The sequence below is a fragment of the Flavobacterium sp. GCM10023249 genome (assembly GCF_042653365.1).
Classification (GTDB): domain Bacteria; phylum Bacteroidota; class Bacteroidia; order Flavobacteriales; family Flavobacteriaceae; genus Flavobacterium.
Map to the genome: position 1 here is coordinate 299300 of NZ_JBHSHZ010000016.1, position 12215 is coordinate 311514.

Below are 12215 nucleotides of genomic sequence, written 5' to 3' on the forward strand. Positions count from 1 at the left end.
AAAAATCCCGAATTTTCGGGATTTTTCTTTTATTTACTATGTTTCTTATCTTGTAAGTACTCGTACAACCATGTGAGCGTAAAAGTGGGTACAAAATCTAATCCAATAATTATCTCCTCGATAAAAGCAATGGTACCTCCTATTTTACCCACGCTCCCTTTATACATCATAGATAAAGCGAAAGCAGCAATGGGAGCCCAGATTACATCAAATGCATCACCTACAATGGGAACTGCAAACGTAAGCATACCCAATGCATCAAATAGCAAACTGATAATCAACTTACCAGTTGTTGCCTGAGGTTTATAAGCAGAAACCTCTACCTGTACTTCTTTTGTCATTCCACAAAAAATTAAAGTTTATGCCTATATCGTATCAAAACAGATGCCAAATTACTTTTTCAGTTTGTCCTTGAATTCTTTTCGTACTTTTTCTACTTTCGGAGTAATTACGTAAGTACAATACGATTTTTCTTTATTTTGATTGTAATAATTTTGGTGGTAATCTTCGGCTACATAAAAAGTAGAGGCATCACTAACTTTAGTAACTACCTTCTTACCAAAGGTATTCTCATCGTTCAATAACTTTATATAGGCTGTTGCCAATTCCTTTTGTTGGGCATTTGTAGTAAATACTTCGCTTCGGTATTGGGAACCCACATCGGCACCTTGACGGTTGATGGTAGTTGGATCGTGTGTTGCAAAAAACACTTCCAACAATTCACCATAACTTATTTTGGTTGGATCAAATACAATCTTTACCGCTTCGGCGTGACCGGAATATCCAGAACACACTTCCTCGTAAGTCGGATTACTGGATTTGCCACCAATGTAACCTGGTTTAATACTTTCCACGCCGTTCAATTCCAAAAAAACAGCTTCGGTACACCAAAAACAGCCACCAGCAAAAATTGCGGTTTCTTTTCCATTGGAGATACCCATAGCTTGAGGTTCTATACTTTCCATAGATTTTGCTTTCGAATCACAACTCATTGTCATGAGAGATATTAAAGATAAAAAAAATGCTTTCATGATTACTCTTTTACCAAAATTAAAAAATTAGCGACTTGCCGTTTCGGTCTTAACGAAACTTTATCATTATATACGCAGATTATGCGCTCCCGGATTTTATAAAACCGAAAATCTTTGTTTCTTTGTAGAAATTCACACGAATGATCAAAGCAAGTAATATTCAAAAATACTACGACCAACTTCAGGTATTGAAAGGCGTAAATCTTCATATAAAGAAAGGCGAAATAGTTTCAATTGTTGGCGCATCAGGAGCAGGAAAAACCACATTGTTGCAAATCTTGGGCACCCTAGACAAACCTTCAAAAAACAGTAATGCTTTACTTGAGATAAATGGAGAAAACGTATTGAAAATGAATGACAAGGAACTTTCAAGGTTTCGTAATCTCAATTTAGGATTCATTTTTCAATTTCACCAATTATTACCCGAGTTTACCGCTTTAGAGAATGTGTGCATACCCGCTTTTATTGCCAATAAACCCAAAAAGGAAACGGAAGAAGAAGCCATTCGTTTATTGACGTATTTAGGTTTAGGCCATCGCATTCACCACAAACCCAATGAACTTTCGGGTGGAGAACAACAACGTGTAGCGGTAGCTCGTGCTCTGATTAACAAGCCCGCGGTTATTTTTGCCGATGAACCTTCCGGTAATTTAGACACTCATACCGCTGAAAACCTGCACCAACTGTTTTTCAAACTGAGAGATGAGTTTGGGCAAACCTTCGTCATTGTAACACACAATGAAGATTTAGCGAACATGGCCGACAGGAAACTAACTATGGTGGATGGTGATATCCGAAATGAATCGGTTAACCCTACAAAAGTTTCTGTATAATTCATGGAGTTTAGTGAACTACACGAATTTCTTGACGAGAAGGTAGCGTTGTATAACAACCCTAATTTCATTGAGAGCGATCCCATACAAATACCTCATTCATTTACTTTAAAAGAAGATATAGAAATTGCTGGCTTTTTGGCTTCGGTAATAGCATGGGGCAATCGGAAGATGATTATCAAGAACGCCCAAAAGAAGATGGAACTCATGGGGAATTCGCCTTATGATTTTGTTATGAATCACACGGAGAAAGATTTGGAATTACTTCGCTCTTTTGTTCACCGCACCTTTAACGGACAAGATTTTATAGGCTTTATCAGCGCTTTAAAAAACATTTATACCCATCACGGTGGACTTGAGGCTGTATTTTCAAAGCACCATGCCAAAGGTTCGATGCAACAAAGTATTTCGGAATTCAAAAAAACATTTTTCGAAATTGATCATTTACCTCGCACAGAGAAGCATTTACCGGATCCATTAGGAGGATCTGCAGCCAAGCGCATTAACATGTATTTGCGTTGGATGTGTCGTCAAGACCAAAAAGGAGTTGATTTTGGTATATGGAAAAGCATACCTGCCTCTTCCCTATCTTGTCCTTTGGATGTACACTCAGGAAATGTAGCCCGAAAATTAGGATTGTTAACCCGAAAACAAAACGATGCAAAAGCATTGCTGGAATTGGACACCCAACTTCGATTATTGGATGCCAATGACCCTGTAAAGTATGACTTTGCGTTATTTGGATTGGGTGTTTTTGAGGGATTTTAATGTAGACTCGCCCAATTGCTAGAATAGCAGCATTGAGATTGTTAGATTACTTCGATTTAACGATAGCAGAAATTAAGGATCGAAAGATGCACGCCACATGAATTAAGCACTGTCGGGGTCTGGAACCATTGATGCTATGTGTATTTACATCCAAAATCCAAGGAGTTTACTAATCGTATAAACTAAAAACATAATAATCCAATACTAGGTTGATATTACTTTGATATTACTTTGATATTACTTTGATACTACTTTAATACTACTTTAATACTACTTTAATACTACTTTAATACTACTTTGATACTACTTTGATACTACTTTGATACTACTTTGATACTACTTTGATACTACTTTAATACTACTTTAATACTACTTTAATACTACTTTGATACTACTTTGATACTACTTTAATACTACTTTAATACTGCTTTGATACTACTTTGATACTAGTTGGTTTAAACTTAGTAATTGTTTTAAAGTGTAACCGTTTAGGCGAATAACAATTCCTTTAAAAGCAGAAGTTCTGACTGTTTTAGTTAAGTTATCCTTAAATAGCAATTTCCTAACGGTGATTATTTAGTAACTTTGAGCTACTTTTCATTATAGCTATGAATTTTAATAATTTCCCAGAGAATCCTTTTCAAATAAAGATATCCTTTCATAAAGTACTAGAGGCATTAGAATCAATCGCAGATTCGGATGTTGATTACCGTTCCAATTATGCCAAAGCTTTGCTTGCTGAGACGGCGCCTTACCCTGAATTAAGAGAAGGTATTACCAGTATGAGTCAGATTCATGAAAACGAACAGCTCATTCAGCATTTGATGGCCGATTTGTTTCCAACTGCTTTAACCCACAATGAAATTAAAGCAATTACGATTCCGTTTGTGAATATCACCTTCAACTATACAGAACGTTTCAAGAAGATATTGAAAGAAGCCGGAACTGATTTTGACATAACCATTCGTGATTTAGACGACAGACAATTTTACATCATGAGTTGTTGTCTTATTTTGAATGTGTATTATCATCAGCATCTTGATTTCAGCAAACCTTTGTTTTATGATATTCCGGATGCAGAGGGAATTATGAAACATTACCGAATATTGTACAATGCTGATTTTCTGGAAATATTGCCAACGGATAAATCGGTACAACTAACTCCCGAAGATATTGCCTTACTAATGGACAGTTTTGACAATATTGCCATTTGGAAAGAAAAATTCCCGGTAGAAAGTTGGATTTTAAAAGGCTTTGGCATTGTTGTTCTTTTTGATGCAACTACCGAAAATGCCGTTTCCAATCTTAAAAGTACCTTATTACGTTTGAATGATGAGGAAGAGAATGAAGATTTCAATGAAATTCTGAAAGGCATATTACAATCCATATACAAAATACCCGATTTACGTATTGGTTACACCACTTTTGCCCAAGACGAAACCAAGTTCAGTACTATGGACAAGGAAAAGAAAGTAGACAGTTTTCTACTTTGTGGTTCACCAGAAATGAAATGTAAGAAAGCCTTAAGTAGTGGTATTTACAAAACATTAATAGAAGACAAAAACTATGTCGCCATCTCTAATGTTACCGAATTTGTCAAAAGCGAGGAAAACAGCTTCTTTGGCAATCATTTATTGGCACAAGGTGTTATGAGTTGTGTATTTGCTCCTGTGGTAAAAGACGGCAATTTATTAGGAATCATGGAATTGGTTTCCTCAAAAGTATCCGAATTGAACAGCCTCAATGCCAACAAACTGGACATTGTAATGCCCTTTATAGTGGATACTATCGATCGTTATAATTCGGAAATTCAAAATAAAATAGAAGCCGTTATCCAGAAGGAATACACCAGTATTCATCCGAGTGTTTATTGGAAATTCCAGAAAGAAGCCAAAAAGTACATCGTGAATGAACATTCCAATCCCGATTATATTTTCAAGGAAATTGTCTTCAAGGATGTGTACCCGTTGTATGGACAAATAGACATCAAAGAATCTTCAGATACCAGAAACAGGGCTGCTCAGGATGATATGAAAAACCAGCTGAGTACATTAATCAGTATTATTGAAGCGTTACACGAACGAACTAAATTACCTATACTTGAACAACGGAAATTCGAATTGGTTACCTATTTGAATGATTTGTTTGTCAACCTAAAAGCCGATACCGAGCAACAAATTCAACGCTACATTGAAACTGAAATCCATCCGATTCTTAAAAATGAGAGTCAAGATGCATTGGTAGCGAATTATTTCGACAGTATTGATGAAACCACCGGTACTTTTTACCAGGAAAGAAAAAAGTTTGATTCGACTTTAACAGCCATCAATAAAAAGTTGAGTGTCGTTTTAGACAACAAGCAAAAAGAAGCTCAAGCGATATTTCCACATTATTTTGAACGGTTTAACACCGATGGCGTTGAACACAATCTTTACATTGGCAATTCAATTACACCACAGTCGAATTTCAATTTGAATTACTTGTACAATATGCGTTTGTGGCAACTTCAAGTACTGGCTGAGATGGAAAGAGAGCATTATGCATTAAAAGACACTTTGCCCTATCCGCTTGAAGTGACCTCGTTGATTTTAGTATTCAGTTCCCCGATTACGATTCGTTTTCGTATGGACGAGAAACGATTTGATGTGGATGGATCCTACAATGCCCGTTATGAAGTGGTGAAAAAACGAATAGATAAAGCACTGGAGAAAAACACTCAAAAGCGCATTACCGAGAAAGGTAAAATCACCATAGTCTATTCGCATTCCGATGAAGAAAAAGAATACACCAAGTACATCGAATACCTTCAGTTCCAGAAAGTATTAGAACCTATGGTCGAATACTTGGAAGTTGAAGATTTACAAGGCGTATCCGGATTAAAAGCCATCCGTGTTAAAGTTTTATTGGATTAAAGTCCGGATCTTTTGAATGCCCAAATAAAGGCAAAAACCGAACAAATGATTCCGATCATGAAAACCGTATAGGTAATTCTCAAGAGTTTGTATTTACGATTTAAGACCAAACCTAGAAAATACAAATCCTTAATCATGGAATTGTAAAGATACTCACGATCCTTCATCAGTTCGTTCACAGCCCATTGGTATTCCTCCAGCGGCATTTTATAAAAGTTTCCGAAGAACAACAGATTTACCTTTTTATCTTCGATATCCTGACGAGTAAATGTACCGCTAGTTACTTTCGGACGGGTTGACATGATGGCAAAAATGATGGATATCACACTAAAAAGCAACAAAATGAATGTCGGCACAATCAAATGTACATTCCCAGGACTATCTAGTTTTGGGATCAATGTAGACAATGCGATTGAAATGATAATTGCATTAACGGATAGCAGAATATTCGCTTTACTGTCGGCAATTTCACTCAACCGAGTATGATTATTCAATGTCGTTCTGAACATGGTATCGATACCTCTTTCCGGGCGTTCCAACTTTTCCAGTTTTTTCTTTTTCAGTTTGTTTTTGGAAAGATTTTCCGGGTTATCTGACAGTTTTTGGATTTCCTTGTGCAATTGCAATATATTTTTATCCTTTGTTTTTTGCCATTCTGTTTTAGCATAGGGAGTAAAATAGCGATGGCAACTCACTAGAATTCTTCTATTTTCAGACAGCCATTCCAAATCGGTTACCACTTTATCTTGCGTCAGTTTCCATTCTTCGCGCAATAGTTGACTCGTAGCAATATAATCTTCACTTGCAAAATGGCAATAATCGGCATCTTTAATGATCATTTCCGAACTATTCTGCGGCACGTAGTTTACTTCGGTAGCGCGAATAAGTCCAATTACTTTGTCGATATACTCCTGTTCTTTTTGATTTTCCCGTAAAAACTGTTCAACAATTGTTACACTTTTTTCTTCGTGTTTCTCCCAGCCTTTAGTGTAACCAACGTCATGGAACCAAGCGGCAACTTGAATTATTTCTGCATCGCTACCTTGAATATTTTCCTTTTCGATTAGCAATTTAGCAGCGGCTACTACTTTTTGCGTATGATTAAAATTATGGTAAGTATATAAATTAGAAAGATTATCTTTGAGTAAGTTGAAAACGAAATCTTCTGCGTGTTGAATAAAATTCATACAATGATCATTTAATACTACTAAATTATGAAATTGTTTTGGGTAAACGAATCAATCAAACAAAATTATACACTGTTTTGCTATACCGCCCTACTATTCCTGTTCAATGCCTGTGCTACCCATACGATACAATTCGGTACTTCTACTACCTCAACTAAGTCAGAAGAAGAAAAAGACACGATAAAAAACAGTCATACTTTGTTTTTGGTGGGTGATGCCGGAAATGCAGATGACCAACAAACGCAGCAAACTTTATCACTACTTAAAGCAAAACTGGACAAGGCCGATAAAAAGGCAACGTTACTCTTCCTTGGAGACAATATTTATCCTTTGGGCATGCCCGTAGAAAAAACAACCCAAGAACGGAAAGAAGCCGAAATCAAATTGAACAATCAACTCCAAATTACACAGGATTTTAAAGGAAAAACAGTATTCATTCCGGGTAATCACGATTGGTATCACGGTTTAAAAGGATTACAGGAACAAGAGTTATTCGTATCCAATTTTTTGAAACAAAAGAAAGCCTTTCTTCCAGGAAAAGGCTGCGGAATTGAAAGTCTTACACTCAATGACAACTTGGTATTAATTGCCATCGATAGTCAATGGTACTTGGAAGATTGGGACAAACAACCCTACATCAATGACAATTGCGATATTAAAACCCGGGATCAATTTTTTGGAGAATTGGAAAGCTTGATCAATAAGAACCAGAACAAAACCCTAGTATTGGCCATTCATCATCCCTTACTCACTAATGGTCCGCATGGTGGGCAGTTTTCACTCCGAAAACAATTATATCCTTCCCATTTTCCGATTCCTTTACCTGTCTTAGGTTCCTTTGTCAATTTGATACGAAAAACATCCGGTGTGAGTCCGCAGGATATGCAAAACAAGCAATATACCGCATTTGTCAATCGTTTAAAGCCTATTATTCAGGACAAAAACAATATTATCGTAGTATCGGGTCATGAACATAATTTGCAGTACATTGCTCATGATGGCATCCAACAGATTGTGAGTGGTTCCGCTTCCAAACGAGAGGCAGCCAGAGCCATTTATCCCAATAACTTTTCCTTTGGCGGTAAAGGTTATGCCGTTCTGAATGTCAAGGAAAACGGGAGTGCCCAAGTTGTGTTTTACAGTACAGAAGGAACTACTGAAAAAGAAATCTTCCGTCAGGAGATTATCAAAGAAAAAAAGGAAACCCCGTTAGTCTATACCGGACAGACCAGCAAGACGGTAAATGCCGTCATTTATGACCAAAAAATGACCCAAAAGAGCGGTTTTTACCGGTTTTTATGGGGAAAACATTACCGAGAGTATTACAGCAAGCCTGTTGAAGCACAAGTCGTTCAGTTGGATACGCTTTACGGTGGATTACAACCTACTATCTCTGGAGGCGGTCATCAATCATTATCCTTACGACTGAAAGATAAAAACGGTAAAGAATATGTAATGCGCGCCTTAAAGAAAAGCGCGAAACGTTTTCTGCAAACGGTGGCATTCAAAGAGCAAAACATTCAAAATGATTTTCAGAATACCACAGCCGAACGTTTTATATATGATTACTATACCACGGCCCATCCGTATACCCCATTCATTGTTGGCGCTTTAGCTGATAAAGTAGGCATTTTTCATTCCAATCCGAAATTGTTTTACGTTCCGAAACAGCCGGCTTTGGGACAATACAATGAAGGTTTCGGCGATGCATTGTACATGATTGAAGAACGACCAACCGATTCACAGAAAGATGTTGAAAGCTTTGGAAAACCCGATGCCATCGTAGGATCGGATGAAGTAATGGCCAATTTGCGAAAAGATGAAAAGTACCGGGTGGATGAAGCAAGTTACATTAAAGCGCGTCTTTTTGATATGTTGATTGGCGATTGGGACCGTCATCCTGACCAATGGCGTTGGGCCGAATTCAAGCAAGGCAACACTATAGTTTACCAACCCATTCCACGTGACCGAGATCAGGCTTTTGCCAAAATTGACGGTAACCTATTGGGATTGATTACCAATGTTCCTGCTGCCCGTCATATGAAATCGTTCAAAAAAAACCTACCCAATGCCAAGTGGTTCAATTTTGAAGCCAATGGTATGGATAGCGCTTTCATTACCAACAATGATCCTAACGTATGGATACAACAAGCAAGGCATATTGTTAGTCAACTTACACCCGAGGCTATAGCACAAGCTTTTGCTTTGCTTCCAAAGGAAATGAATAATGATGCGACTACGGCTGAAATCAAAAGTAAACTTAGCCACCGTCTTCAAAATTTGGAAGCCTATGCTTTGCATTACCGTGAGCTACTGAACCAAAACGTGCTATTGTTGGGAACCGATAAAAAAGACAAGTTCGTTATTGAACGACAAGAGAACGGGATAACGGCAATTAGTCGCTTCCGAATTAAAAAAGACGGAGAGGAAAAACTGTTTTCGAGAACCTACTCTGCCGATGAAACAAAGGAAATCATTATTTATGGTTTGGATGATGAAGATAGTTTTGAAGTGCATGGAAAAGGATCGAACCTCATCCCTATCCGACTTATCGGCGGTCAAAATCACGACAAATACACCATTGCCAATGGCAAAAGAATACGTATTTACGATTTCAAATCAAAAGAAACTACCTTGACCGGAAATGGTCATCCGTGTGTGACACTGACTGATAATTACGAAATCAACGAATTTTACAGCAAAAACAAAAAGCCGAATGCTTTGATGATCTTACCTTCTATTGGTTCCAATCCCGATGACGGTGTGAAATTGGGTGTCACCTTAAATTATACTCGTTACGGTTTTAATAGCAATCCGTATACGGAAAACCATCAGTTCAAAGGCAACTATTATTTTGCTACAGAAGGTTTCGAGATGTTTTACAAAGGAACTTTTGCCAAAATTTTAGGCAATTGGGATTTAGCGCTAGATGCCCGTTATACCACGCCCAATTTCAGCATCAATTATTTTGGTTATGGCAATGCAATCGACAACAATGATGATGTCACGGGAATGAATTACAATCGGGTAAAAATACAACTGTTAAAAATAGCACCATCGCTCATCCGAAAAGGGAAAAACGGTAGTACTGTTCTGGTGCAACCCACCTTTGAAAACATAGAAGTTGAAGATACACCGGGACGTTTTGTTGCGATGCCTGGTTCGGTGAATCCAAAAGTATTCGAGTACCAGCAGTTTGCCGGAATCGATTTCAAATACACTTTTGAGAATTATGACAATGTATCCAATCCGACTATGGGAATGACGTTCTCGGTATTGGCCAGTTGGAAAACCAATCTTACTTATCAAAATCGCAATTTCCCCTATTTGGAAGGCACCTATGGTTTTAGCCATAAAGTATTGCCCAAAGGCGAGTTGGTTTTCGGTACTTTAGTAAAGGCCAAAGCCGTACTCAACAACAATTATGAATTTTACCAAGCCGCAACATTAGGAGGAGATTATGATTTAAGAGGCTATCGAACCGAACGCTTTTTAGGAAAACAATCCTTTTATCAGAGCAGTGATTTACGGCTACGATTGGGGAAGATACGCCAAAGTTTATTGCCTATGCAGTATGGCCTTTTAGGAGGTTATGACTATGGACGTGTTTGGCTAGATGGAGAAGATTCGAAGCAATGGCATCACTCGGTAGGTGGTGGATTATGGCTGAACGGACTAAATGCAGTAACCGCAAGAATCACCTATTTTAACGGATCAGACGGAAATAGGATTGCGTTTGGGTTAGGTTTTGGATTTTAAAGAGTTGCAAGTTATAACCCAAGTCTCGTTGAAAACGAAACAAATGGAGTAAAGCAAAGTATGAGATATACTAATTGCTAAGAACTAAGGACTAAATTAATAATCACTTAAACATACACATCATGAAATTTACACGAAAAGCAAATGCCAATTGGAAAGGCACCGGAATGGAAGGAAAAGGGACAATTTCGACCCAAAGCACCACATTAAACAACGCCCAATTATCCTTCAAGACACGATTTGAAGACGGAAGTATAGGCACAAATCCAGAAGAATTAGTAGCAGCGGCTCATTCAGGATGTTTTACCATGCAGCTGAGTTTTTTATTAAGCGGTGCAGGTTATACCCCTGAGAATTTGGATACCGAAGCCAAGATTACTTTTGAGGACGGTACCATCACTCAAATGCACTTAACCCTTAGAGGCAGTGTACCGGGAATCAGTAATGAGGAATTTCAGGAAACTGCTCAAAAAGCGAAAGAGATATGCCCGATTTCTAAATTACTGAATACCGAAATTATCCTTGATGCACAGTTAGTTTGATCTGAGACAAAAAGGGACTGAGATGCTAAGCTGCTACGAGTTTAAAACCTTAGCTCCTTAGTAACTCACTACTCTTTTAAAGTATATTCATAAACCCTGCCGCCCGATTTTTTCACTTTCTCGTCGGCAATGTATAGAACCGAATTGTTGATAAATGTCAGTGCTTCTTTTTGGGAGTAATGGTTTAGTGACAATTCGGTTTTTGTACCTTCATGAAATTGGTCTGAGGTAAAGTCTTTAAAGAGCCATAACTTATTGTGACTCAAAATAGCCACTTTCTGTTGGTCCGGACTAATCGCTGCTGCTGTAATCGCACAGGTATTAAAGTCGGTACAACTATTCAATTTCCCTAATACAACTGCTGTTTGAGGTCCCGGTTGATTGGGAATTTTATATATTGTTACGCTACCATCCGAATTCGTACTTCTGTTTTTGGTAAACAGATAAAAATAATCTTGGTAAACGATAAAAGCTTCTACATCGAAAAGTCGTTCACTGGCTGGAGGAGGAAAAGCCGTTTGGTCCGGATAACTGAACGTTGTTTTCGCTGCGGCAGTTGTAGTTGTATTGCCTAAGGTTTCCTTACTTACTTTATATATACATAAATCTTGACGGAGATTGTCGTTGTTTCCGAAATCTCCAATATAGATATTCCCTGTTGCATCGGAAGCCAAATCTTCCCAATCGACATTCGTAGCATCAGTAATACGGATTGTGTGTGCTATCTCACCATTCGCATCCAAACGGTACAAGTCGTTATCATTACCACTGTCTTCAATAGCCCAAAGCGAGCTGTCCACCCACTCTATTCCGGAGACTTCTTCCAGTGCTTTAGGCAACTTGTAAACAGTTTTCAGTTCTTCTTTATCGGAAGAACAAAAAGTAAAAGCCATTAGGGTTATTGCTGCGACTGAAAACGGTAAATAGTTCATAGAAGTAATTTTACTGCTAATTTAGTGATTTTAGTTTTTAGTGCATAGTACTTAGTCCTTAGTGACTTTAATTGAGTGATAAGTACCAAGTAAAGAGCACTTAGTTCTTAGCGATTAGTACTGTCTAAAAAGCGATTAGTACCACTTGGCTTTGCTACTTCGACAAGCTCAGTAACCATAACTCAGCTACCTAAACGACCAATACCAATTAAAAGCGATTTGAATACTAAAAACCCACTAAGTACTATGCA

9 protein-coding genes are annotated in these 12215 nt (G+C 37.8%); 5 read left to right on the forward strand and 4 right to left on the reverse strand.

The window, feature by feature from the left end; translation table 11 throughout:
- Positions 1 to 29: 29 nt before the first annotated feature.
- On the reverse strand, positions 30 to 341 hold the full coding sequence (locus tag ACFO7M_RS14980) for a hypothetical protein (RefSeq protein WP_379712387.1): 312 nt from the start codon (positions 339 to 341) through the stop codon (positions 30 to 32).
- A 51-nt stretch (positions 342 to 392) separates the two neighbouring features.
- Positions 393 to 965 (reverse strand): peptide-methionine (S)-S-oxide reductase MsrA, encoded by a 573-nt coding sequence (gene msrA, locus ACFO7M_RS14985; protein ID WP_379712385.1) that lies wholly within the window; start codon positions 963 to 965, stop codon positions 393 to 395.
- Positions 966 to 1171: 206 nt separating this feature from the next.
- Between msrA and ACFO7M_RS14990 the strand changes: the two genes are divergently transcribed.
- The 3 genes from ACFO7M_RS14990 to ACFO7M_RS15000 all read left to right on the forward strand — a co-directional run bounded on the left by ACFO7M_RS14990 (position 1172) and on the right by ACFO7M_RS15000 (position 5544).
- Entirely contained in the window at positions 1172 to 1864 is a 693-nt protein-coding gene (locus ACFO7M_RS14990) for an ABC transporter ATP-binding protein (RefSeq protein WP_379736555.1), read from the forward strand.
- Positions 1865 to 1867: 3 nt separating this feature from the next.
- Positions 1868 to 2632: a TIGR02757 family protein gene (locus ACFO7M_RS14995; RefSeq protein WP_379736556.1), complete on the forward strand. Its 765-nt coding sequence runs from the start codon at positions 1868 to 1870 to the stop codon at positions 2630 to 2632.
- 608 nt (positions 2633 to 3240) lie between these two features.
- A complete protein-coding gene (locus ACFO7M_RS15000; RefSeq protein ID WP_379736558.1) occupies positions 3241 to 5544 on the forward strand; it encodes a GAF domain-containing protein in 2304 nt (767 codons plus the stop codon).
- Here ACFO7M_RS15000 and ACFO7M_RS15005 read toward each other — a convergent pair.
- Positions 5541 to 6731 (reverse strand): Pycsar system effector family protein, encoded by a 1191-nt coding sequence (locus ACFO7M_RS15005; protein ID WP_379712377.1) that lies wholly within the window; start codon positions 6729 to 6731, stop codon positions 5541 to 5543. The two genes, ACFO7M_RS15000 and ACFO7M_RS15005, sit on opposite strands and share 4 nt — an antisense overlap.
- Positions 6732 to 6758: 27 nt before the next feature.
- Between ACFO7M_RS15005 and ACFO7M_RS15010 the strand changes: the two genes are divergently transcribed.
- Positions 6759 to 10490 (forward strand): metallophosphoesterase, encoded by a 3732-nt coding sequence (locus ACFO7M_RS15010; protein WP_379736559.1) that lies wholly within the window; start codon positions 6759 to 6761, stop codon positions 10488 to 10490.
- Between the two features lie 122 nt (positions 10491 to 10612).
- On the forward strand, positions 10613 to 11032 hold the full coding sequence (locus tag ACFO7M_RS15015; RefSeq protein WP_379712373.1) for an OsmC family protein: 420 nt from the start codon (positions 10613 to 10615) through the stop codon (positions 11030 to 11032).
- A gap of 68 nt (positions 11033 to 11100) precedes the next feature.
- Here the strand turns inward: ACFO7M_RS15015 and ACFO7M_RS15020 are convergent, their stop codons facing one another.
- On the reverse strand, positions 11101 to 11964 hold the full coding sequence (locus ACFO7M_RS15020; protein WP_379736561.1) for a hypothetical protein: 864 nt from the start codon (positions 11962 to 11964) through the stop codon (positions 11101 to 11103).
- Positions 11965 to 12215 lie beyond the last annotated feature (251 nt).